Consider the following 22,301-nt stretch of genomic DNA (forward strand, 5'->3'; position numbering starts at 1 on the left):
AACGCCACGGCGTGCAGTCCAACCGCGCGCGTCTGGTGACGCAGATCCTCTCGGCCAAGATCGCTCCGCCACTCCTGTCGTCCTCGCTCTACGAGGTCGGCGCCGATGGGGTGCCGCGCGTGTTGCCCAGCGTCGGCGGGATCACCGTCAACGTCCGGGTCGGCGACTCGGCGTTCGCGGTCGAGGCCGACCACGTCGAACCCGCCGTGAGCGCGCGCCATCCGGACGATCGGACCAACACCGCGTTCTGCGTCTTCGCCTGCGTCGGCAACACGGTCACCGTCACCAGCGGCGAGGCCAAGGGTGCGCAGGGCACGGTGACCGGCAAGCACGGCGGCGTCGAGCACGTCATCGTCGACTTCACGGCCGAGGCGATGGAGCGGATGCAGTTGGGCGACGACCTCTCGGTGCGCGCGACCGGCGTCGGCCTCGCGCTCGAGAACGCCGGCGACGTGCGCGTGTTCAACTGCGATCCCGACCTGCTCGAGAAGCTCGGCCTGCGGCGCGAGCACGGCGTGTTCAGCGTTCCCGTCGCGCGCATCGTGCCGGCCTGTGTGATGGGCTCGGGTCTGGGCCGGCAGACGGTCGTGCGCGGCGACTACGACATCCAGTGCTTCGACCCCAAGCTGGTCGCCGAGTTCGGGCTCGATCAGCTGCGACTCGGTGACGTGGTGGCGATCCGTGACGCCGACAACACGAACGGCCGCATCTATCGCGGCGGCGCCGTCACCGTCGCCGTCGTCTCGCACGGCTCGTCGTACCTGGCCGGCCACGGGCCCGGCGTGACGACGCTGCTGACGTCGGCCAGCGGCGCGCTGGCGCCCGTGCTCGACGCGCGCGCCAACCTCGCGACCATCTTGGGCCTGCGCTGAGGATGCGCGACCGCGACCTGCTCTCGCCCGAAGATCGTGCCGAGCCGGTCGTCGTCGTGGACTATGATCCCGCCTGGCCGGCGACGTTCGCGGTGCTGCGCGACCGGCTCGCGACGGTGCTCGGCGACCTGGCGGCCGGGATCGAGCACATCGGCTCGACGGCCGTCCCGGGGCTCGCCGCCAAGCCGATCATCGATCTCGACGTCGTCTTGCGGCGCGCGTCCGACTTCGCGCGTGCCGCCGAACGGCTGGAACGGATCGGCTACACGCACCTGGGCGATCTCGGGATCATCGAACGGGCGGCCTTTCGCGCGCCGCCCGGCTCGCCGCGGCATCACCTCTACGTCTGCCCGGCCGGCGCGCCGGCCCTGCGCGCGCACCTGGCGCTGCGCGACACGCTGCGTGCCGAGCCGGCGCTGTTGGCGGCGTACGCCGACCTCAAGCGCAGCCTGGCGGCGCAATTCCGCGACGACCGCGACGCCTACGCCGAAGGGAAGACGGCGTTCATCACCGCCGCGCTCGGCGAGCGCAGCGGTCAGCGCCGCGCGCGGCGCAAGTAGACCGCGTTCGCGCGGTAGTCGAACCACAGCTCGTACGAGCGCAGCAAGTCCGTTCCGAGCGTCCCGTCCACCTCGTCGCTGCCCAGGTCGGCGTTGGAGACGTCGGCGGTGACGTCGCGCAGCCAGAGGCCGGCGATCTCGAGTCCGGGCAGGCGCGTCGGCACGGCGAACGCCGAGCCGCCGATGCCGCGCACGCGGGTCGTCCCGCTGAAGCGGTCGGGCGCGAACTCACCGCGATCGGCGAACCCGTTCTCGAAGACGGTCTGGTTCGCGCCGGTGTCCAGCACGACGCGGCCGAGCGCGCTGCCGGCGCTGATGTGAATGGCCGGCGTGCGGTCGTCCAGACTCAGCGTCGCCGAGGCGGCGTCGGACGGCGGGTGAAAGCGCTCGGGCGCGATCGCTTCGGCCAGGTTGTGCTCGAGGTCGAGATGCACGACGACGTCGGCGAAGAAATCGAAGCCGAGCAGCCCGACGATGCGCGTGTGCGAGTCGGGCTGAAACGGGATCGCCACCACCCGCGCGGCGAGGTTGCGCATGCGCAGGTCGCCGACCGTCAGCAGCGGGATGACCGTCATCGACTCCTGGAACGCGCCCATCGTCGAGCCGATGTGCGTGCCGAAGCGCTCGAGCTTCTGCTGGTCGGCGACGGTCGGGTCGATGAAGATCCCCGCCGCGCCGGAGTCCAGCAAGAAGTCGTAGGCGCTGCGGCCGACGATGACCCGAATGACCGGTAACCCGTCGACGAAGCGCACCGGCAGCCGCACCGTGCCGCCGGGCTTACCGGTGAACTCGACGACGCGCCGGCTGGGCGGCATCTCGACGTCGCGCGGATCCGGCGTCGTGTCCAGCCCGCGGTTGACCAGCAGCTGCTCGCGCTCGTTGCCGAGCGTGTCGGTGGTGAAGATGCGCGAGGGATCCCAGACTCCGTCGAACAGCCGATAGTCGTCGTACGTCGTCGTGATCCGCGCGTGCCGCTCGACGGCCTCGCTGCGCGTGAGCAGCCCGGTCCTCTTGTCGATGAACAGCCACTCGTGGATGCCGGCCGGCGGGTCGACTTCGACGACGTACGCGCCGGTCGCCGGCGACTCGCCGACCAGCCGCACGTCGCGGTCGTCGCCGGGGTCGCGGAACGCGCGCTCGCTCGCCGCCAAGCGCTGATCGTGCAGGCCGGCGTCGACGAACGTGATGCCGTTGCGGTCCTGCTGCCAATGGATGCCGTGCAGCACGCCTTTCTGATAGCTGACCGGCCCCAGCGTGGTGATCGCGCGGACGTCCTTGCCGAGCTGGTAGACGCGGTACTCGCCGACGGTGCCGTCCTGGAACAACCGCCAGTCTTCGATTACCGTCGCGGCGCGCGTGTAGTCGCGCTGGTGCGCGCGCTCGTAGAGCGCGCGCACTTTGGCCAGCGTCGCGGCGGTGCCGACCAGCCCGCCGGGTTCGTCGTCGTACGCGGCCTGTGCCGCTTGTGCCAGCAGCAGCGCGGCCAACGCGGCTGCCGCGGCCCAGCGGCGAGGCCGCACCGGGCTCATGCGGTGCTCGTCGTCAGAGCGATCCGCTGGGCCCCATCGCCTCGAGACGTCGCTTGAGGTCGGAGAGGAACCCGCTCGCGACGGCGCCGTCGACCACCCGATGATCGAGCGAAAGGCAGACGTTCATCATCGAGCGCACGACGATCGCGTCGTCGTCGCGCACGACCGGGCGTTTCACGATCGCTTCGGTGGTCACGATTCCCGTCTGACCCGGCACCAGGATCGGTGCCGAGAGCACCGAGCCGTTGGCGCCGGTGTTGTTGACGGTGAACGTTCCGGCGGCCAGATCGTCCGCACCGAGCTTGCCGCGCCGCGCCTTGTCGATCAGCGCGCCGGCGGCGATCGCCAGACCCTTGATCGACAGCCGGTCGGCGTTGCGGATCACCGGGACGATGAGGTTGCCGTCGGCCGCGATCGCCAGGCCGATGTTGACCTCGGCGTGGACGCGGATCCCTTCCTCGGTGAAGGACGCGTTCATCAGCGGGAACTGCGCGAGCGCTTCGACCGCGGCGCGCACGAAGAACGGCAGCAGCGTGAGCTTGACGCCGTTCTCGCGCTCGAAGGCGTCCTTCTCGCACGTGCGCCACTTCCACACGTTGGTGACGTCGACTTCGACCATCGTCCAGGCGTGCGGCGCGGTATGCTTCGACTCGACCATGCGCTGCGCGATGATCTTGCGCGCCTGGGTGAGCGGGATGAGGTCCCCGGGCCGCGCCTGAGCGTAGGTGGCGCGGCCGCCGCCGGCCGGCGACGGCGCGGGCGCGGCCGGCGCGCTCGGCGGCGCGGGCGCGGTGTAGACCGCGTTGTCGGCCGAGATGGTCGCGGCGACGCCGGCGCTGGGCCCGGCTTTCGCGGCGGCCAGGATGTCGTTGGCCGTGATGCGGCCGCCCTCGCCGCTGCCGTGCACGCGCGCGAGATCGATGCGATGCTCGCGCGCCAACCGGCGCACGGCGGGCGAGACGCGCAGTCCGCCCGGCGCCGCGCTCGCGGCGACGAAGCCGTTGGCGACGACGGCGCTGCCGTTCCCGTTGGCCAGGCTCGGCGCGGTGAAGGTCGTGCTCGAGAGGCCGACGTTGCCGCCCGGCACCGGCTCGTCGGACGCCTGATGGTTGGCCTCGGCGGCCAGGTTCGCGACCTGTTCCGATGGTGAGGCGCTGCCGTGCGGCGCCGGCGTCTGCGCGGCGGCGCCGACTTCGTCGATGATCGCGATCGGGGCGCCGGTCGGGACCGTCTCGCCTTCCTTGACGATCAGCTCGCGGATGACGCCGCTGACCGGCGCGGGAACCTCGGCGTTGACCTTGTCGGTCGACACTTCGACGAAGGCTTCGTACTTTTCGACCGAGTCGCCGGGCTTCTTGAGCCACTGCGCGACGGTCCCTTCGGTGACCGTCTCGCCCAGCTGCGGCATCGTAATCGTGGTCGGCATGGCTAGAACGCGGCCAGCGAACGCATGGCCTCGACCATCGCGTCGGTCGAGATCATGAACTCGTCCTCGAGCGTGAGCGCGTAGCCCATCGCCGGGACGTCGGGGCCGCACAGGCGGCGGATCGGGGCATCGAGGTCGAACAACGCTTCTTCGGCGACCATCGCGCTGATCTCCGCGCCGATGCCGCCGAACTTGTTGTCCTCGTGGACGATCAGCAGCTTGCGCGTCTTGCGCACGCTCTCGAGGATCGTCGTCTTGTCCATCGGCCGGATCGAACGCAGGTCGATCACTTCGACCGAGACGCCTTCGCCCTCGAGCCGGTTGGCCGCGTCGAGCGCCTGATGCAGGTTGTAGCCGTAGCTGACGACGGTGACCTGGGTGCCCGTTTTCTTGACGTCGGCCTTGCCGATCGGAATCGTGTAGTAGCCCGCCGGCACCTCACCCTTGACGCTGCGATACGTCTTCTTGTGCTCGAGGAAGAGCACCGGGTCGGGGCACTCGATGGCGGCGTTGAGCAAGCCCTTGATGTCGGCCGGGGTCGAGGGCGCGAGAATCGTCAGGCCGGGGACGTGGTAGAAGAGCGCTTCGATCGAGACCGAGTGCGAGAGCGCGCCGCGCACGCCGCCGCCGTACGGCGTGCGGATGACCAGCGGACAGGTGTAGTCGCCGTTGGAACGATAGCGCGTCTTGGCCGCCTCGCCGACGATCTGGTTGAACGCGGGATAGATGAAGTCGGCGAATTGGATCTCGGCGATCGGGCGCAGGCCTTCCATCGCCATGCCGATCGCGACGCCGATGATCGAGGCTTCGGCCAGCGGCGTGTCGACGACGCGCTGCGGCCCGAACTCGTCGAGGAAGCCTTTGGTGATGAGGAAGACGTTGCCGCGCGCGCCGACGTCCTCGCCCATGATCAGGACGCGGTCGTCGCGCACGAGCGCGTCGTGCAACGTCGAGCGGACGGCTTCGACGTTCGTCATCACGCTCGTGCCGGTCGTGCTCTGCGGGCCGGCCGCAGCGGTGGTCGCCATTCTACGAGAACTCCTGCCAGGGATGATAGTCGCCTGCGACGACGTTGTCGTACAAGCTCTGGGGGGTCGGGTACGCCTGCGCCTCGGCGGCGTCCGTCGCTTCGTTCGTCTCGCGCAGCACCTCTTGGCGCAACGCCTTGGCGCGCTCGGCGTCGATCACGCCGGCGTCGATCAGCAGCTGCTCGAAGCGCGGCACCGGGTCCATCTTGCGCTGCTCTTCGATGATCTCGCGGCTGCGGTAGGTGCGATCGTCGTCGTCGGTCGAGTGCGAGAGGAAGCGGTAGCACTTGGCTTCGACGATCGAGGGGCCGCCGCCCGAGCGCGCCCGGTCGAGCGCTTCGCGCATCGCCTTGTAGGTCGCGATCGGCTCGAAGCCGTCGCAGACGCTGCTGGGCAGCCCGTAGCCGGGCGCCTTGTCGGCGACGTTGGCGACGCGCATCTGCATGTTCTGCGGCGTCGAGATCGCCCACTCGTTGTTCTCGACCAGGAACACGATCGGGAGCTGGTGGACGGCGGCGTAGTTGACCGATTCGTGCCACTCGCCTTGCGAGGTCGCGCCTTCACCGGTCGTGCACAGCACCGCGCGCCCGCTCTCGCCGCGGTACTTGAACGCGGCCGCGACGCCGACGGCGTGGGTGCAGTGCCCCGCGATGATCGACGAGATCGAGAGCACGCCCTTGTCGTGGTTCGTGTAGTGGTTGGGGAATTGCCGGCCGCCCGAGCGATCGGTCACCCGGGCGAACAGCGAGGAGAGGATCTCGTAGGGCGTCATCCCCACGCCCAGCGCGAGCCCCAGGTCGCGGTAATACGGCACCAAGACGTCCTTGCCGCGCACGAACGCCATCGCGGCGCCGGCCTGCACGCCCTCGTGCCCCTCGGAACCGAGCGCGAACGGGATCTTCCCCTGGCGATTGAGTTGAAAGCCGCGGTTGTCGAGCTGGCGCTGGAGCAGCATGTTGCGGAGCATCGCGACGAGCTGCTCGTCGGTCAGATCGCCGCGTTCGAGCTCCCGCCGCTCGCGAGCCGTGGTCGTTTTCGCCATCGAGTCGATCCCCTGGACCTGAAGTGACAACCGCGGATACTCGCGCGCCGGGCGGCTCGACTCCTGCGGCGGCCACCGGCCGCGCGTCGGAAGGAGCCGCGCGTCCCAGCGCCTACGAGATGGGCGAATGGACGAGGATGAGCGGATTCGCTCACTTCACGCCCGCGCCGTGGCGGCGTTCGCCCGTCGAGACTTCGACGTGGCGGAGGCGGAGCTGCGCGCGCTGCTGGCCGTGCGGCCCGGCGACCGCAACGCGCGCTTCAACCTGGGCTACGTCCTCGAGGCGCTGGGCCGGACGCGGGAGGCCGGCGAGGCCTACGAGCCGCTGGCGGCCGCCGGTGACGGGCCGGCGCTGGCGCGCCTGGGCCGCCTGCGTTCCGTTCAAGGGCGGCTCGACGAAGCGGCGGCGTACCTGAGCCGAGCCGCGGCCGCGGCGCCGGACGACCTCGGCCTCACGCGCGACCTAGGCATCGTCGAGAACCTGCGCGGGCACTTCACCGACTCGGTCCGGCTGCTCGAGTCGGTCGCCCCGCATCCCGCCGCCGACGCCCAGACCTGGAGCGCGCTGGCGGACTCGCTGCGCGCGCTGCGCCGTCACGACGAAGCCGAGGCCGCGGTCGACGAGGCGCTGCGCCGGGACCTGGGCCTGCTGCACGCGCGCATCGTGCGGGGCCAGCTGGCCTACGACCGCGGCGACTTCGAGCGCGCGTGGACGGCCTTCGTCCGCGCCGCCGAGCTGGCGCCCCAGGACGCCGAGCCGGAGCTCAACCTGGGCGTGCTGGCGCACGGCCTCGGCCGGCTCGACGAGGCGCTCGAGCACCTGCGGCGCGCCGTCGCGTTGGCGCCCGACAACCCGCTGGCGCACTTCGACCTGGGGATGACGCTGCTGCTCGGCGGCGACTTCCCGGCCGGGTTCGCCGAATGCGAGTGGCGGCTGCGCGACCCCCACCTGCGGCGCGACCGGTTGGGCGAGCTGCTCCCGCGCTGGGACGGCGCCGCGCGCGCCGGCACGGTCGTGGTCACGCGCGAACAGGGACTGGGCGACTTCCTCTTGTGGTCGCGGTTGTTTCCGGCGGCGCGCGCGCGGGGCGTGCGGCTCGCCGTCGAGTGTCCGGCCGCGCTGGCGCCGCTCTTCGCCGGCTTCCCCGGGATCGACGAGCTGCTGCCGCCGCAGGCGCCTCGCGAGCCGCGCTTCGCGGCGGCCATTCCGCTCTGCAGCCTCCCGCTGGTGCTCGGTTTGGAGGCGGCCGCGATCCCGCCGCCGCTGCCGCCGGCCGTCGATCGGGCCCGCACGGCGGCGTTTCGAGCGCGCTTCGCGGCCTTGGGCGCGCGGCGGACGATCGGGATCGTGTGGGCGGGCGAGCCGGCGCACGCGTTGGATCGCTTCCGTTCCAGCGGGTTGGACGCGTTCGCCGCGCTCGCGACCGTACCCGACGTCGCCTGGGTCTCGCTGCAGAAGGGGAGCGCGGCGCGCGAAGCGCTGGCGCCCCCGGCGGGTCTGGAGCTGCTGCGGCTCGACGAGGAGCTGCACGACTTCGGCGACACCGCCGCGGCCGTCGCCGCGCTCGACCTGGTGATCGCGGTCGACACGTCGGTCGCGCACCTGGCGGGCACGCTGGGCGTTCCCGTCTGGTTGCTGCATGGCTTCGGGAACCATTGGCTCTGGCAGCTCGACCGGACGGACTCGCCGTGGTACCCGAGCCTGCGAATCTTCCGTCAGCACCAGCCGAACCGCTGGGACGGCGTCTTCGCCGACGTGCGCGCGGCGCTCGAACGAACGGATTCGGTCACGGTGCCGAACGGTACCTGACCCGCGGCGGCGAAGGAAGAACGCCGTGAGCGTCCGCCTCGGGTTTCTCGGACTCGTTGCGGCGACGATCGTCGTCGCCGGCTGCGGTCCGACGACCGAGCCGCCCTTGAACCTGAAGATTCCGACGCCGTCGCCGACCGCTTCGCCGACCGCCTCGCCGACTCGGTCACCGTCGCCGGCTCCGAGTCCCACCGCGACGGCGACGTCGAGTCCGAGTCCGAGTCCGAGCCCGACCGCGTCGCCGACGCCGACCGCGACGACTTCGCCGACGGCGCGTCCCACCGCGACGCCGTCGCCGACGCCCACGCCGACACCCACGCCGACGCCGACACCCACGCCGACACCGACACCCACGCCGACGCCCACACCCACGCCGACACCAACGCCCACGCCCACGCCGACACCTACGCCTACGCCTACGCCAACGCCGACACCGGTGCCGTTGACGCTCAACCCGACGTCGCTCTCCTTCAACACGCTCGGCACGCAGCAGACGTTCCAAGTCAACGAGGCCGGTTATACCGGGACGTTCACCTTGAACGACGGTGGCAGCTGCAGCGGCATCGCGTTGTACGCACCGAGCAGCGGCCCCGGCCCGAGCTTGACGGTCACGGTGACGTCGGTGACCACCGGCAGCTGCACGATCACCGCTTCGGACGCGAACGGTCAGGTCGCGACGGAAAGTATCGTCGTCTCGTTCCGCTGATCGCGGCGCCGTTGGCCGCCGGCGTTAGGCGGTGACGATCTTCGCCGCGCCCTCCAGGCCCAGCAAACGGATCGACTCCTCGCGCATCTTGTACTTCTGCACCTTGCCGCTCACGGTCATCGGCCAACCCTCGACGAACAGCACGTAGCGCGGAATCTTGTAGTGCGCGATCTTGCCGCGGCAGTAGTCGCGGATCTCGTCCTCGCCGGCCTGCGCGCCGTCGCGCAGAACGACCCACGCGCACAGCTCCTCGCCGAACTTCTCGTCGGGCACGCCGATGACTTGGACGTCTTTGACGGCCGGGTGCGCGTACAAGAACTCTTCGATCTCGCGCGGGTAGACGTTCTCGCCGCCGCGGATGACCATGTCCTTGATGCGGCCGCTGATGTTGACGTAGCCGTCCTCGTCCATCGACGCGATGTCGCCGGTGTGCATGTAGCGCGCGGCGTCGATCGCGCCGGCGGTCGCCTCGGGGTTTTCCCAGTAGCCGAGCATGACGACGTAGCCGCGCGTGCACAGCTCGCCCGGCGTTCCGCGCGGGACGATCTCTCCGTCCGCGTCGACGATCTTGACCTCGACGTGCGGGTGCACCCGCCCGACGGTTCCGGTGCGCTTCTCGACCGGATCGTCGGTCAGCGTCTGCGTCGAGACCGGCGAGGTCTCGGTCATCCCGTAGCAGATCGTCACCTCGGGCATGTGCATCTCGGCTTGCACCCGCTTCATCACCTCGACCGGGCACGGGCTGCCGGCCATGATCCCGGTGCGCAGCGAGGAGAGGTCGAAGTCGGCGAAGTTCGGCATCGCGAGCTCGGCGATGAACATCGTCGGTACGCCGTACAGCGACGTGCAGCGCTCCGTCTCGACCGCGCGTAGCGTCAGGTCCGGATCGAACGTCCAGTTGGGGATGACGATCGCCGCGCCGTGCGTCGTGCAGGCGAGGTTGCCGAGCACCATCCCGAAGCAATGATAGAACGGGACCGGGATGCAAACCCGGTCGAGCTCGGTGTAGCGGCAGCCCTCGCCGATGAAGTAGCCGTTGTTGAGGATGTTGTGGTGCGAGAGCGTCGCGCCCTTGGGGAAGCCGGTGGTCCCCGAGGTGTATTGGATATTGATCGCCTCGTCGAATTGGCAGCGCGCCTTGCGCTCCGCCAGCGTCGCGTCGTCGCACTCGACGGCGCGCGCGAGATAGGCGTCCCACGCGACCTCGTCGGACCGCGGCGGCTCTTCGCCCAGCACCACCACCTCGCGCAACGCCGGCAGGTTGGGACGCACCTCGCGCACCATGGCGAGATATTCGCTGGTCTTGTACCGGTCGAGCGTCACCAGCGTGGAGATCCCGCTTTGGCGCAACGCGTACTCGAGCTCGTGGAGGCGGTACGCCGGGTTGACGTTGACCAGGATCGCGCCGATCTTCGCGGTCGCGTATTGCACCAGCACCCACTCCAGCGAGTTGGGCGACCAGATACCGACCCGCTCGCCGTGGGCGACGCCGGCCGAGACGAAGGCCTTGGCCAGCCGGTCGGTCTCGGCGGCGAGCTGCGCGTAGCTCAGCCGCTTGTTCTGGTGGACGGAGACGACGGCATCCCGGGACGGAAATCGCCCCGCGACGCGATCGAGGTTGTCGCCGATCGTCTGCCCGATCAGCGGCACCGGGCTGGCCCCGTGCGCATAGCTCGACTGCGTCATCTGGTGCTCCTCGTTGGCTCGCGGTCGCGTGGTCGGCATACGATCCGACGCGTGCAAGAAATTTTCCTCACCACGCTCGGCTTGGAGGAGGGGCGGACAGAGGGCTGGGCTGCGTCACATCTTGCTTGTAGGACAAGGAATGGTGAAGGTGCTCCGAAACGTCGGGGTGACTGAGCAGCTGGGTGTCGCTCGGTCGATTCTCGACGCGGCCGGGTCGCGCGTCGCGCCTCCGGGTTGCTGTTTGGCCAGATATGAGGAGACAGGCGTATGCGCACGCCTTTTGACGTTCTCCGCGAACCGCGTGCGACGGCGCGCGCGGTCGGCGCGGCTCTCGCCCTTACGCTGGGCGCCGGTTGTTCGGGCGGCGGGGGCTCGCCGCCCGTTCCGACGCAGTCGCAGAAGACGCCCACGGCCGTGCTGAAGGCCGTGACGTTCACGATGCACTGGAACTCGGCGTCCGGCACGTCGTCGCTGGTGCGCACGCCGAAGTACGTGCCGGCGACCGCGGCCAGCGTGTCGGTTTCCGTCAACGCCGGCGTGCCGCTGTACCTCAACTCCCCGGCGACAACGCTCACGATCAATGCTCCGGTCGGCACCGACACCTTCGCCTTCGAGACATACGACGCGCCGAACGGAAACGGCAACGTGCTCAGCAAGGCGACCGTGACCCAAGCTATCGTCGACGGGACGGCTAACACCGTGTCGGCGGTGCTGAACGGCGTTGTGGCCTCGGTCGGTGTGAGCGTGAACGGCACGTTTCCGGCGGGAACGACCGGCACGTTTGCAATCAGCGCGGTGGCGAAGGACGCTGACGGCAACGTGATCGTCGGCAGCAGCAGCTACTCGACGCCGATCACGCTGTCGATCTCGGATCCGGCCGACACCGGGACCTTGTCGCTCTCGTCGAACACCATCACCTCGCCGAGCAGCGGCGCGAACCTGGTGTACAACGGCGGCACCCTCGTGAGCGCCACGCTGAACGCGAGCGCGACCGGTGCGACCGGGGGGAGCACGGCGATCGCACCGACGCCGACCGTGTACGAGTGCCCGGTCGCCGGCGAGCCGCAGTACATCGCTCCCGGCCTCAGCGGCGTGATGTGGTACACCGACAACAACAACACCGTCGTCAAGATCACGACGAGCTGCGTGCTCTCGCCGTTCGCCATTCCCACCGGGAATGCGAATCCGCAGGGCATCACCCTCGGTGAGAACGGCAACGAGTGGTTCACCGAGTCCAACTCGAGCAAAATAGCCGAGGTCACGCTGGGTGGCTCGATCTCGGAGTTCGGCACGCTGTTCGGCTCCGACGCCCCGCAGATGCTGGCCGACCGCGGTGACGGTAACGTCTGGTACGCCGGTTACGGCGGCAATCACGTCGGCTACGTCAACGAGTTCAACGGCGTCGCGGGCGAGACGACGCTCCCGACCGGAGGGTCGGGACCGTGGGACCTGGCGGAAGCCGCCGACGGCAACCTGTACGTCAGCGAAAACCTCAACGACGACATGGCGCGCCTCGCGACGCTCTTCCAGAGCCCGATCCCGCAGACGGCGGTCACCGGCGGCTCGGAGTCCGAGTCGGTGGTCAAAGGTCCCGACGGCAACTTGTGGTTCACCCAGTTCGGGCTCAACCACATCGGCGTTGTCTCGCCGGCCTCGTTCACACAGGTCGGCTACTACGCAACCGCATCTCCGAGCAGTGCCCCGGTCGACATCACCGTGGGTCAAGACGGCAACCTCTACTACAGGGAGTCCGGTATCGACCGCATCGGCCGCATGAACACGAGCGGAACGAACAACGGCGAGTTCCTGACGATCTCGAGCAACACGGGCCTCAAGGGCATCGCAACCTCGACGGACGGGTCGATCTGGTTCTGCGAATCGAACACGAGCAAGGTCGGAAGGCTGGTGTACTGATGAACGGCACAGGAGGCAACCAAAACATGCGCCTTCGTCTCGCACTCGCCGCGGCGCTGGTCTCGTCGGCCTTGATCGTCGGCTGCAGCGGGGGTGGCGGCACGACCACGTCGACGGCGAGCCCCGCGGCACCGACCGCGACCCCAGCAGTCAACCCGATGCAGCTCTACCTGGCGACCGCATCGGAGACCGCCGGCACGAGTCCGATCGTCCAGCCGTCACCAGGCAGCATCGGCGCAACGACGCTGTCGCTGTCGTACACGACGACCGGCTCGACGCAAGGCATCCTGGCCTTCGAGCCGGGCTTCGTGGGGGAGTTCTACACGCAGACGAAGTGCTCGCTGTCGCCGGACGCCGTCACGGTGAGCCCGACGAACTCGGTAGGATCGAACATCGGGCTGTTCGTCATCACAACGGTCGCAGCGGGCAACTGCGCGATTTCGATCACCGACGGCATCGGCAATTACGCCTCGGTCCAAGTCGACGTGACCACGACGACCGGCACCATCTCCGCCACCAAGCGGAACTAGCCGCCGCCACGGTCGAATCGTGCGGGATGACGTCCCTGGTCATCCCGCACGACGACCTGGTCGCCGTCCGCCGGCGGCTCCACGCCGCCCCCGAGCTGTCGATGGTCGAGCACGACACGGCGGCCTTCGTCGCCGACGCGCTCCGCGCGCTCGCGCTCGACGAGGTCCGCACCGGGATCGGCGTCACCGGCGTGCTCGGGACGCTGCGGGGCGGGAAACCGGGCCCGGTGACGCTGCTGCGCGCCGACATGGACGCGCTCCCGATCACCGAGCTCAACGAGGTGCCCTATCGCTCCGAGCGGCCCGGCGTCATGCACGCCTGCGGCCACGACGGGCACGTCTCGATCTTGCTGGCCGCCGCGCGAACGCTGGCCGAGCGGCGTGCCGAGGTGCCCGGGACGCTGGTGTTCTGCTTCCAGCCCGGCGAAGAGGGCCACGCGGGCGCCAAGAAGATGATCGCCGACGGCGCGCTCGAGCATCCGCACGTCGACCGTACCTTCGCGCTGCACCTCTACAGCGGGCTGGACGTCGGCAAGATCGGCGTGCGCGACGGCGCGTTCTTCGCCTCGGCCGACGAGTTCGACCTGACGATTCGGGGCAAAGGCGGTCACGGTGCGATGCCGCAGCTGGCGGTCGACCCGATCGCCGCCGGCGCCTACGTGGTGACCGTGCTGCAGACGATCGTCAGCCGCGAGGTCGCGCCCAAAGATCCGGCCGTCGTCACCGTGGGCCAGTTCACCGCGGGCACGACCTTCAACGTCATCCCCGACCAGGCGACGATGAAGGGGACCGTGCGCGCGTTCGACGCCACGGTGCGCGCGTCGATGCCGGCGCGGATGGAGCGCATCCTGCGCGGCTTGGGCGAAGCGCTGCGCTTCGAGTACGAGTTCGTCTACCACTGGTCGTATCCGCCGACCGTTAACGCGCGCGAGGTCAACGACGTCGTGCGCGCCGTCGGGCGCGCGGAGCTGGGCGCGGAGGACGTCGTCGAGCACGACATCGTCATGTGGGCCGAAGACATGTCGTTCATGCAGGAGGAGCGCCCGGGCGCGTACTTCGTCGTCGGCGCGCGCGGCAGCGAGGGGACGGCGTATCCGCACCACAACGCGCGCTTCGACGTCGACGAGCGCGCGCTCGACGTCGGTTACCGGATGATGGTCGCGCTGGGACTCACGGGCTGATCGTCGCGAGACCTTCGAGCACCAGCGCGCGCGCGAACGCGCGCCCCGTGCCCGGCGCCGCCGCGTCGAGCTCGGCGACGGAGGCCGGGCCGGCCTCGAGCCGGCGCAGCGCCGCGACGCACGCGAGCGGATAGCCGATCGACTTCCCGGCCAGCACCAGCTCGAAAGCGTTCGCTTCGACGCGCGCGTGATACGGCACGTCGGCGCGCAGACGCACGGTCGGGTTCGCGTCGAGCTCGGTCAGCGCGCCGACCTGATCGAAGATGCCGCCGGCATCGGTGCGGGTGAGCCCGAACAGCTCGTTGGCCAGCAGGTCGCGCGCGGCGCCGATGATCGCCGGCGTGCAGGCCGCCGCGAAGCGGTCGACGGCCAGCGCGCGAAAGCGCGCCACGAAGTCGGGCGCGTCCAGCCAGTCCGGCCCGAGCGAGCGTCGCAGGTCGAGCGCTTGGAGCGGCGCGAGCCGCACCAGCGCGTCGAGCAGGTCGACGACGCGCACCGGCAAGAGCGCCAACGTCAGGTGCAGCGAGCGCACCTCGCTGGTCGCGGCCGCGTGCGGGTAGCCACGCGGGATGTAGAGCGTGTCGCCTTCTCGGAGCGTCACCTCGCGCAGCAGGACCGCGCGCGGGTCGCCGTTCTCGGTGCGGAACGGTTGGCTCTCGATCGGCAGCTCGACCAGCGGCTTGTAGATGCGCCAGATCTTGGTCCCCTCGAGCTGCAGGATCAAGGTGTCGTGCGTGTCGTGGTGGAGCCCGAAGCCTTGCGCGTTCGGCGGGGTGAGGTAGACGTTGGACTGCACGAAGGCCGCCAGCCGGCGCTGCAAGGCGGTGCACAGACGCTGCAGCCGCGCGCTGAAGAACGACGCGTCCTTGATCAGCATCGAGTAGCCCGAGGCGAAGGCCGTCGCGATGGCTCGCGGGTCGAGGTAGAGCTGCGGCACGCGGCCGGTGGCCCGGGCGCGCGGGGCGGGGCGCTCGATGGTGTACTGCTCGGCCGGTAAGGGCGGCCCCCCGGTGCGCACCAGCGCGAAGCGGTCGACGTCACGGGCGCCGACGGCGATCGCGTCCTCGACGTCGCCGATCGCGTACAGCGCTCGCCAATGTCCGGGGGCGTTCCGCTCCACGTGCAGCGGTTCGCGCTCGAAGTAGCGCTCCAGGAAGGTCGACTCGTCGACGGGGGCGATGAGCGTCGCGAGCGTCTCGTCCGTCTGCCGCACGGCTGGCATGTTCGTGCCAGCATTCCGCCGCGAGCTGAATCTGGCCTTGGATGCGAGGGCCGCTCGAGCGTCCCCTCGGCCCAAGCCGGCGTGCCAGCGATCACTTCCCAGCCCCAACCCACACACCGCTCAAACTTTTCACAGCGCGGCGGAGTAGAGTGCGATGTAATCCCCTGCATCCCCGGGAGTTCATCCGCGTGTACGCTCCACAGCCGCTGCCGGTTCCCGCCCCGGTCGCTCTCCGCTTGATCGGCCTCCTCGACGCCGACCTGGTCACCTCGTTCGCGCAGCTCGGGGACGACCTCACGCAGCCGGCCGGCGGAACGGTGCTGGTCGACGTCCGCGACCTGCACGTCGCCGCGGAGCAGGACATGGAGGCGCTGGTCGGCGCGATCCGCGCCGCCCGCACCGGAGGCCGCGACCTGCGGCTGGATGCCAAAAGTTTGCCGTGGCGGCGATTGCTGAAAGCCCAGCTGTCGGGGCAACCGGTCGTCGACGCCGGGCTGCGGGCATCCGTCCGCCGCACGGTGATCCTGGCCCACAGCGGCAACCAGCCGAAGTCCAAGAAAAAGCGCTGATCGTTCAGCCGGGTCGCGGCCCGGTTCGCCATTTGTCGAATGACCGTGGCCCCGAAATGGACTAGAGTAGGGGTTCCCATGCGCCCCGTCGAGCACGACGCGTGCGGGGTGGGGTTCCTCGCGGACCTCTCCAATCGCGCCACCCATGAGACCGTCCGCCTCGCTCTGACCGCCGTCGCGGCGATGGAGCACCGTGGCGCGCGCGCCGCCGACGGCCGCACCGGCGACGGCGCCGGGATCCTGCTCGAGACGCCGCGCACGCTGCTCCAGCGCGAACTGTCCGCGGCGCACGTTCGAGTCCCCGAGCGCCACCTGGCCGCGGTGTGCGTGTTCCTCCCGCGCGACGAAGACGTCGCGGCGGCGATGCGGGCCAAGATCGAACACGCGATCCGCGCCGAGCAGGTCGCGCCGATGCGCTGGCGCGTCCCGCCGGTCGACCGCGCCGTGCTGGGCGCGCAGGCCGCCGCCAGCGCGCCGTCCTACGAGCAGCTGCTGGTCGACATGGGTCCTGGCAACACCCGCGAGCGGATGCGCTCGGTGCGCCGCGCGGTCATCCGCACGCTGCGCGAGGCGGGCGACGTCGCGACCCTGGTCAGCGCCTCGCCGACGACCGTCGTCTACAAGGGGTTGCTCTCGTCGAGCGAGCTGGGCAGCTACTTCGCCGACCTGCGCGATCCGGCGTGCACCTCGCACTTCGCCGTCTTCCACCAGCGTTTCAGTACCAATACCTCGCCCAGTTGGCGGCTGGTGCAGCCGTTCGGCCTGATCGCGCACAACGGCGAGATCGACACCATCACCGGCAACCGCGCCTGGCTGCGCGCGCGCGGCGTCATCTCGCCGCGCGGTGCCAGCGACTCGCTGGAGTTCGACGTCGCGCTCGACGCGATGCTCGGCAGCGGCTACCGCATCGACGACGGCGTCGACCTGATGCTCTCGCCTGCGATCGACGACGACGACCGCTTGCGCGCCTACTACGATGCCCACATCCCGACGGTCGAACCATGGGACGGTCCGGCGGCGATCGTCTTCGCCGACGGCGACCGCGTGGGCGCCGCGCTCGACCGCAGCGGTTTCCGTCCGCTGCGCTGGTGCATGACGGCGTCCGGCAAGGTATTGGCCGCCTCGGAAGCCGGCGTGGTCGATTTCGGCGACGACCCGATCGTCGAGCGCGGCCGGCTCGGCCCCGGCGAGCGCATCGTCGTGCGCTTCGCGACCAGCGAGCTGATCCGCCCCGACGCCTTCCGCGCCACCCGGCGCGCCAGCGCCGACTTCCGCGCCACCGTGCGCTCGTGGCGTTTCGAGCCCCCGCCGCCGGGCGCGCCGCGCGAGGTCGACGCGGCCGCGTTGCGCCGCGATCTGGTGCGCTTCGGCTACACGCAGGACGAGCTCAAGGGCGTCGTCGCGCCGCTGGCCTCCGGCAGCGAGCCGCTGTGGTCGATGGGCGACGACGCGGCGCTGCCGTTCCTCGAGCGCCGCATGCCGGTCACCGAGTACCTGCGCCAACGGTTCGCCCAGGTCACCAATCCGCCGATCGACGCGCTGCGCGAAGGGTTCGTGTTCGACATGCGCGCGTGGGTCGGCAGCGGCGCGACCAACGGCGACGTGCCGGCCCCGGGCAGCATCGTCACCGTCGACACCGCGCTGCTCGACGAAGGCGCGTTCGACGCGCTGACCTACGACGCGCGGCTGGTGCCGCACCGTATCGAGCTCGATTGCGCGCATGCGGGCCTGCGCACGCGCATCCACGAGATCGCCGACGAGGCGGAACGCGCGGTCCGCGAAGGCGCGACGTATTTGGTGCTCGACGATCGCAGCGCGGCGGTGCCGGTCCCGGCGATCCTGGCGGCCGGTGCGGTGCACCAGCGGCTGACGGCCGACGGGCTGCGCATGCAGGCCTCGATCGCGGCCTGTGACGGCTTCGCCCGCGACGCGCACGCGTGCGCGGCCCTGATCGCGGCCGGCGCCAACGTCGTCACGCCGTGGTTGGCGGCGCGTGTGGGCGTCGCCGAGACGGGCTCGGCCGACGGGCTGCTCGACGCGCTGCGCACCGCGCTGATCAAAGTATTGGCCAAGCTGGGCATCTGCACGCTGCGCTCGTACGTCGGCGCCCAGACGTTCGAGACGCTCGGCCTGCGCGACGAGATCGTCGACACCTGCTTCCCGGGGATGGGCGCGCACGTGCAGACGCTCGGCTTCGACGAGCTGGAAGAGGATCTGCGCGCGTGGGTGGCGCTGGCCGAGGACGGCACCGAGCCGCCGCAGCGCGGACTGTTCCGCTACCGCCGCGACGGCATCCACCATCACTTCGATCCGCCGCTGCTCAAGGGTCTGCGCAAGACGATCGTCGCGCGCGACGAGGCGGCGTTCCTCAAGCTCTCCGACGACTTGGAAGCGCGCGAGACGATTTCGCTGCGCGATCTGGTCGAGCCGGTCGCGCTCGGGGAGAAGGTCGCGCTCGACGAGGTCGAGTCCGAGGAAGCGATCCTGGAGCGCTTCGTCACCGCGGCGATGTCGCTGGGCGCGCTCGGCCCCGAGGCGCACGAAGCCGTCGCCGCCGGTGCGAAGCTGGCCGGCGCGCGCAGCAACGGCGGCGAGGGCGGCGAGGATCCCACCCGCACGCTCAACACGGTCAAGCAGGTCGCTTCGGCGCGCTTCGGCGTCTCGGCCGAGTACCTGGCGACGGCGGAAGAGCTGGAGATCAAGATCGCCCAGGGCGCCAAGCCCGGCGAAGGCGGACAGATCCCCGGCTTCAAGGTGACCGCCGAGATCGCGCAGCTGCGCGGCGCCGCGCCGGGCCAGCAGCTCGTCTCGCCGCCGCCGCATCACGACATCTACTCGATCGAGGACCTCGCCCAGCTGATCTACGACCTGCGCCGCGCCAACGCCAAGGCGAAGATCGCCGTCAAGCTGGTCGCGCAGGCGGGGATCGGCTTCGTCGCGAGCGGCGTCGCGAAGGCGCGCGCCGACGTCGTGCACGTCGCCGGTCACGACGGCGGCACCGGCGCGTCACCGTTGGGCTCGATCAAGCACGCCGGGCTGCCGTGGGAGCTGGGTCTGGTCGAGACGCACCATACATTGGTGGCCAACGGCTTGCGCGGCCGCGTGCGGCTGCGCGTCGACGGCGGCTTCAAGACGGGGCGCGACGTCATTCTCGGCGCGATGCTCGGCGCCGACATGTTCGGCTTCGGCACCGCGCTGCTGGTCGCGCTGGGCTGCATCTACGCGCACCAATGCCATCTCAACACCTGCCCGGTCGGGATCGCGACGCAGGACGCCGCGCTGCGCGGCAAGTTCCCCGGCACGCCCGAAGACGCCGAGACGTTCCTGCGCTTCGTCGCGCGCGACGTGCGCCGGCGCCTGGCCGCTCTGGGCGCCCGCTCGCTCGGCGAGATCCGCGGCCGCAGCGACTTGGTCAAGCCGCGCTACGAACGCGCGAAGGGCATCGACCTCGACGAGATCCTGCGTCTGCCGGAGACGCGTGCGCCGTACGACTCGGCGCGCGTCGACAACGCGCACCTCGACGACGAGGCGATCGCCGGCGGAACCCAGCGCATCACGCCGGCCGACCGTGCCGTTGCGACGCGGCTCTCGTACGACGCGGTGGTCCGCCGCCAGCGCGGCGAGTACGTCGGCCCGGCGGTCTACCGCTACCGCGGCAGCGCGGGGCAGAGCTTCGGCGCGTTCTTGGCCGCTCCGCTGACGCTCGAGCTCGACGGCGAAGCCAACGACGGCACCGGCAAGGGGATGAGCGGCGGCACGTTGATCGTGCGCGGCGCCGGCACGGCCGACGAGCCGGCGATCGGGAACGCGTGCTTCTACGGCGCGCGCGGCGGCGAAGCGTACGTCCGCGGCACCGCCGGCGAACGGCTGGCGGTGCGCAACAGCGGCGCCACGGTGGTCGTCGAAGGCGCCGGCGACCACGCCTGCGAGTACATGACCAAGGGCACCGTCGCGATCCTCGGTCCGACCGGTCGCAACTTGGCCAGCGGGATGACCGGCGGCGAGCTGTTCGTCTTGCGCGAGCACGCGCAGCGGCTGGGGCCCACGCCGCTGGTCGCGCACGACCTCGACGATCCCGACCGCGCGCGGTTGCGCGCGCTGTTGGTCGAGCACGCGGAGCGGACCGGCTCGCGCCGCGCACGCGCGCTGCTCGACGAAGGGCCGCACGGCTTGGATGCGTTCGTGCGGCTGGCGGTCGCGGTCCCGCAGCGCGCCGCCGTCGCCGTTTAAGTCAGGGCTTCGGCTGCGCGTTCTTGACGGCGTTGACCGCCGCGTCGGCGGCTTTTTTCGCTTGATCCGCCAGGGTTTCGAGGTGCGGGCGGGCGGCCTGCGCGCCTTGCGCCAGCACCGTCTTGCCGGTCTCGATGAACGTGCCCGCGTGTTCGACGGCCGCGTCGTACTGCTGCTTCGCGGCGGCTTGCACGTGCGGTGCCTGGTCGACCAGCGTCTGCTGCAGCTCTTGCGCGCGGGTGACCGCGTCGGCGACCAGCGGCTGCGCCTGGTCGGCCGTTTTCTGCAGCGCGTCGGCGGCCAGCTGCTGCAGCTGCTTCGCCTGGTCGATCGCCCGGTTCAAGAAGTCCATCGCAGATCGTTCTCCTCAGGTCGGGTCGCCACCGTCGACGGTGAGGACCCAGCGCAACGCGCGCGCGTATTGGTCGAGCTCGCGGACCGTGCGGCGCAGCCAGCGGAAGGCCGGGTCGGTGCGTTCTTGGGTACCGGCGGTCGCTTCGACCTGTTTCACGTAGGCCACGATGGTCGCCAGTTGGGTCTCGACTCCGTCCCAATGGGCCTGCAGCGTGCGGGCCGAGGCGTCGGGCAGGCGGTCGAGCACGGGCGGTGCGGGCCGCTCGGCGAAGCGCAGGGCGAACTCGAGGCGCGCCAGCGCGTAGTCGCTGGTCGCGCGGATGAAGCTCGCGAGCAGGTTCACCAAGCGAGGGTTCATAGTCGTAGCGGGAGTACCCGGGGTTGGGAGAGAGTGGACGTCTGTGGCTAGGAAGTACGTAATCGTCGGGAACGGGTTCGCGGGGACGACCTGCGCGGAGCAGCTGCGCAAGGCCGATCCGACCTGCTCCATCGTTCTCTTCGGCGACGAGCCGTACTGTCTCTACAACCGGATCGCGCTGCCGCCGCTCCTGCGCAAGCAGGTGACGGAGCAGAAGGTCATCATGCGCGACCTCGCTTGGCACGAGAAGCTGGGCATCGAGCTGCACTTGAACACGCGGGTCGAGGCGATCGACGTCGCGGGCCGGGCGGTCACGGCCGGCGGCGTCAGCTATCCGTACGATGCGCTGCTGCTGGCCACGGGCGGGCGCCCGAACCCGACCGAGGCGCCGGGTGCCGCCGGCGCGGGCAACGTCTACAACTTCCAATACCTCGACGACACCAAGGCGATCTCCGAGGCGCTCGAGACCGCCAAGGTCGGCGTCGCGGTGGGCGGCTCGTTCATCGCCTACGAGCTTGCCGAGGCGTTCGTCTCGCGCGGCGTCGAGACGCACTGGCTGATCCGCGGCCCGCGTTTCCTGCGCCGCATGCTCGACGAGGCCGCCGGCGAGCTGCTGCACGAGGCGGCGCGCGCCGACGGCGTCCACCTGCACTTCGGCGAGGAGATCCGCTCGCTGGTGCGCGACAACGGCGCGGTCAGCAAAGTCGTCACCACCAGCGGAGAGGAGATCGCGACCGATCTGGTCGGCATCGGTCTGGGTCTGACGATCAACCTCGAGCTGGCCGCCGGCACCCCGATCCGCACCAAGACCGGCTTCGTCACCAACGAGTATCTCGAGACCGACGTGCCGGGCATCTACGCCGCCGGCGACTGCGCCGAGTTCTACGATCCGATCGCCGAGCTGCACTATCGCATGGGCACCTGGAACAGCGCCGGCGCGCACGGCAAGCTCGCCGCACACAACATGCAGGGCGGCGAGCGCAAAGCCTTCGACACCGTCCCGGAGTACAGCTCGCTGGTGTTCAGCGGTCAGACGATCACGCAGTTCGGCCTCTCGCCCGAGTACCACAGCGGGATCGAGACGGTGACCCACGTCGACCGCGACAAGCTGTGGTACCGCGCGCTCTACTTCCTCGAGGGCCGCTTCGTCGGCGCCACGCTGATCGGCAAAGGCAACCGCGCCGGCAAGCGCCGTTACGTCGAAGCGATCAAGACGAAGCAGCGCTTCGAGCACGCCGAACGCCGCGCGCTCCTGGAGTGGACGGCCGACTAGGCACGGGCAAC

18 protein-coding genes are annotated in these 22,301 nt (G+C 70.4%); 10 read left to right on the forward strand and 8 right to left on the reverse strand.

The genetic code is table 11. The annotated features are described in order from the left end of the window. Positions 1–11: 11 nt before the first annotated feature. Complete coding sequence (locus VMD91_14255; protein ID HTW85228.1) at positions 12–872, forward strand: DUF4438 domain-containing protein; 861 nt, start codon at positions 12–14, stop codon at positions 870–872. 2 nt (positions 873–874) lie between these two features. Next, positions 875–1,432, forward strand: coding sequence for a GrpB family protein (locus tag VMD91_14260; protein ID HTW85229.1), 558 nt, complete (start codon positions 875–877; stop codon positions 1,430–1,432). Here the strand turns inward: VMD91_14260 and VMD91_14265 are convergent. From VMD91_14265 to VMD91_14280, 4 genes are read right to left on the reverse strand one after another with little or no spacing between them, the layout of a single operon-like run. Next, positions 1,408–2,961, reverse strand: coding sequence for an aspartyl protease family protein (locus VMD91_14265; GenBank protein ID HTW85230.1), 1,554 nt, complete (start codon positions 2,959–2,961; stop codon positions 1,408–1,410). The genes VMD91_14260 and VMD91_14265 overlap by 25 nt on opposite strands. A 13-nt stretch (positions 2,962–2,974) precedes the next feature. Then, the gene (locus VMD91_14270; GenBank protein ID HTW85231.1) at positions 2,975–4,387 is read right to left on the reverse strand and encodes a dihydrolipoamide acetyltransferase family protein; all 1,413 of its coding nucleotides are present in this window, start codon (positions 4,385–4,387) and stop codon (positions 2,975–2,977) included. 2 nt (positions 4,388–4,389) lie between these two features. Beyond that, positions 4,390–5,415, reverse strand: coding sequence for an alpha-ketoacid dehydrogenase subunit beta (locus VMD91_14275; protein ID HTW85232.1), 1,026 nt, complete (start codon positions 5,413–5,415; stop codon positions 4,390–4,392). A gap of 1 nt (position 5,416) precedes the next feature. Continuing rightward, positions 5,417–6,457 (reverse strand): thiamine pyrophosphate-dependent dehydrogenase E1 component subunit alpha, encoded by a 1,041-nt coding sequence (locus tag VMD91_14280; protein HTW85233.1) that lies wholly within the window; start codon positions 6,455–6,457, stop codon positions 5,417–5,419. A 169-nt stretch (positions 6,458–6,626) separates the two neighbouring features. On the opposite strand from VMD91_14280, the gene VMD91_14285 reads away from it, so the two are divergent. Next, positions 6,627–8,267 carry a tetratricopeptide repeat-containing glycosyltransferase family protein gene (locus VMD91_14285; GenBank protein ID HTW85234.1) on the forward strand — a complete coding sequence of 547 codons (1,641 nt, stop codon included), beginning with the start codon at positions 6,627–6,629 and terminating at the stop codon, positions 8,265–8,267. A gap of 25 nt (positions 8,268–8,292) precedes the next feature. Next, positions 8,293–8,973 (forward strand): hypothetical protein, encoded by a 681-nt coding sequence (locus tag VMD91_14290; protein ID HTW85235.1) that lies wholly within the window; start codon positions 8,293–8,295, stop codon positions 8,971–8,973. 24 nt (positions 8,974–8,997) lie between these two features. Here the strand turns inward: VMD91_14290 and VMD91_14295 are convergent, their stop codons facing one another. Next, positions 8,998–10,698 (reverse strand): AMP-binding protein, encoded by a 1,701-nt coding sequence (locus VMD91_14295; GenBank protein HTW85236.1) that lies wholly within the window; start codon positions 10,696–10,698, stop codon positions 8,998–9,000. Between the two features lie 228 nt (positions 10,699–10,926). Here VMD91_14295 and VMD91_14300 point away from each other — a divergent pair, with 228 nt between their 5' ends. The 3 genes from VMD91_14300 to VMD91_14310 are packed head-to-tail and all read left to right on the forward strand — an operon-like array spanning position 10,927 to position 14,284. Further along, positions 10,927–12,573 carry a hypothetical protein gene (locus tag VMD91_14300; GenBank protein ID HTW85237.1) on the forward strand — a complete coding sequence of 549 codons (1,647 nt, stop codon included), beginning with the start codon at positions 10,927–10,929 and terminating at the stop codon, positions 12,571–12,573. Positions 12,574–12,599: 26 nt separating this feature from the next. Further along, positions 12,600–13,103: a hypothetical protein gene (locus VMD91_14305; GenBank protein ID HTW85238.1), complete on the forward strand. Its 504-nt coding sequence runs from the start codon at positions 12,600–12,602 to the stop codon at positions 13,101–13,103. Between the two features lie 26 nt (positions 13,104–13,129). Further along, on the forward strand, positions 13,130–14,284 hold the full coding sequence (locus VMD91_14310) for an amidohydrolase (protein HTW85239.1): 1,155 nt from the start codon (positions 13,130–13,132) through the stop codon (positions 14,282–14,284). Here the strand turns inward: VMD91_14310 and VMD91_14315 are convergent. After that, entirely contained in the window at positions 14,274–15,497 is a 1,224-nt protein-coding gene (locus tag VMD91_14315) for a cupin domain-containing protein (protein ID HTW85240.1), read from the reverse strand. The genes VMD91_14310 and VMD91_14315 overlap by 11 nt on opposite strands. A 245-nt stretch (positions 15,498–15,742) precedes the next feature. Between VMD91_14315 and VMD91_14320 the strand changes: the two genes are divergently transcribed. Then, complete coding sequence (locus VMD91_14320; protein HTW85241.1) at positions 15,743–16,075, forward strand: hypothetical protein; 333 nt, start codon at positions 15,743–15,745, stop codon at positions 16,073–16,075. A gap of 78 nt (positions 16,076–16,153) precedes the next feature. Beyond that, on the forward strand, positions 16,154–20,305 hold the full coding sequence (gene gltB, locus VMD91_14325) for a glutamate synthase large subunit (GenBank protein ID HTW85242.1): 4,152 nt from the start codon (positions 16,154–16,156) through the stop codon (positions 20,303–20,305). Position 20,306: 1 nt separating this feature from the next. Here gltB and VMD91_14330 read toward each other — a convergent pair whose 3' ends face one another. Next, a complete protein-coding gene (locus VMD91_14330; GenBank protein HTW85243.1) occupies positions 20,307–20,657 on the reverse strand; it encodes a hypothetical protein in 351 nt (116 codons plus the stop codon). A 15-nt stretch (positions 20,658–20,672) separates the two neighbouring features. Next, on the reverse strand, positions 20,673–21,002 hold the full coding sequence (locus VMD91_14335) for a hypothetical protein (GenBank protein ID HTW85244.1): 330 nt from the start codon (positions 21,000–21,002) through the stop codon (positions 20,673–20,675). A 58-nt stretch (positions 21,003–21,060) separates the two neighbouring features. On the opposite strand from VMD91_14335, the gene VMD91_14340 reads away from it, so the two are divergent. Then, entirely contained in the window at positions 21,061–22,290 is a 1,230-nt protein-coding gene (locus VMD91_14340; protein HTW85245.1) for an FAD-dependent oxidoreductase, read from the forward strand. Positions 22,291–22,301 lie beyond the last annotated feature (11 nt).

The organism is Candidatus Sulfotelmatobacter sp. (assembly GCA_035504415.1).
Taxonomy (GTDB): domain Bacteria; phylum Vulcanimicrobiota; class Vulcanimicrobiia; order Vulcanimicrobiales; family Vulcanimicrobiaceae; genus Vulcanimicrobium.

What these genes read in the sequence shown, in the direction of transcription:
- VMD91_14305 (HTW85238.1), top strand. Translation starts at nt 12,600, where the DNA reads ATGCGCCTTCGTCTCGCACTCGCCGCGGCGCTGGTCTCGTCGGCCTTG.
- VMD91_14280 (HTW85233.1), bottom strand. Translation starts at nt 6,457, where the DNA reads ATGGCGAAAACGACCACGGCTCGCGAGCGGCGGGAGCTCGAACGCGGC.
- VMD91_14275 (HTW85232.1), bottom strand. Translation starts at nt 5,415, where the DNA reads ATGGCGACCACCGCTGCGGCCGGCCCGCAGAGCACGACCGGCACGAGC.
- VMD91_14330 (HTW85243.1), bottom strand. Translation starts at nt 20,657, where the DNA reads ATGGACTTCTTGAACCGGGCGATCGACCAGGCGAAGCAGCTGCAGCAG.
- VMD91_14295 (HTW85236.1), bottom strand. Translation starts at nt 10,698, where the DNA reads ATGCCGACCACGCGACCGCGAGCCAACGAGGAGCACCAGATGACGCAG.
- VMD91_14310 (HTW85239.1), top strand. Translation starts at nt 13,130, where the DNA reads ATGACGTCCCTGGTCATCCCGCACGACGACCTGGTCGCCGTCCGCCGG.
- VMD91_14300 (HTW85237.1), top strand. Translation starts at nt 10,927, where the DNA reads ATGCGCACGCCTTTTGACGTTCTCCGCGAACCGCGTGCGACGGCGCGC.
- VMD91_14270 (HTW85231.1), bottom strand. Translation starts at nt 4,387, where the DNA reads ATGCCGACCACGATTACGATGCCGCAGCTGGGCGAGACGGTCACCGAA.
- VMD91_14260 (HTW85229.1), top strand. Translation starts at nt 875, where the DNA reads ATGCGCGACCGCGACCTGCTCTCGCCCGAAGATCGTGCCGAGCCGGTC.
- gltB (HTW85242.1), top strand. Translation starts at nt 16,154, where the DNA reads ATGCGCCCCGTCGAGCACGACGCGTGCGGGGTGGGGTTCCTCGCGGAC.
- VMD91_14265 (HTW85230.1), bottom strand. Translation starts at nt 2,961, where the DNA reads ATGAGCCCGGTGCGGCCTCGCCGCTGGGCCGCGGCAGCCGCGTTGGCC.